At 45.8% G+C, this 662-nt stretch carries 1 protein-coding gene; it reads left to right on the forward strand.

Annotated elements, in window-relative coordinates; all coding sequences use genetic code 11:
• The coding region (locus tag ACFIO3_RS14870; RefSeq protein WP_375704756.1) for an ATP-binding cassette domain-containing protein at window positions 1-662 on the forward strand (662 nt) is incomplete at both ends.

Here is a 662-nt window from a genome sequence, read left to right on the forward strand (position 1 = left end):
GCGGGGCTGGACGATACATCTGATGTCCAGTGGATCAATACGCTTCGCACAAATTTAGGGTTTTCGGGGACGGAAAAATTGGAAACGCTTTCGGGAGGCGAAAAGCGGCGTGTTTCGTTGTTACGGGCCATTGCTGCAAAACCCGATATTTTGTTCTTAGATGAACCAACCAATCATCTTGATTTACCAACTATTGAATGGCTGGAAGCTGTTTTGTCTTCTTTGCGTTCAGCGATTGTGGTGATTTCCCACGATCGGCGATTTTTAGAAAATGTTACGCGGTCAACGGTATGGCTTGATCGTGGCACAACCAAAAGACTGGAAAAGCGTTTTTCAGAATTTGAAAATTGGCGTGATAAAGCACTGGAAGAAGAAGCCATCGAACAGCATAAATTGGGGCGCCAAATTGCTCGTGAAGAGCAATGGTTGCGTTATGGCGTGAGCGCACGGCGTAAGCGTAACGTACGGCGCTTAGGCGAATTAAAAGACTTAAGACAGCGTCATCAAACCTATAAAGGGCAGCCAGGAAATGCACTTTTGACAGCAGCGAAAAGTCATGATTCTGGGCAATTGGTGCTTGAAGCAAAGAAAATTTCAAAATCCTATGGTGAGCGCATGATCGTGAAAGATTTCTCTTTGCGCATTCAGCGGGGTGATCGAAT

This window comes from Bartonella sp. AD328YNZD, assembly GCF_042196425.1.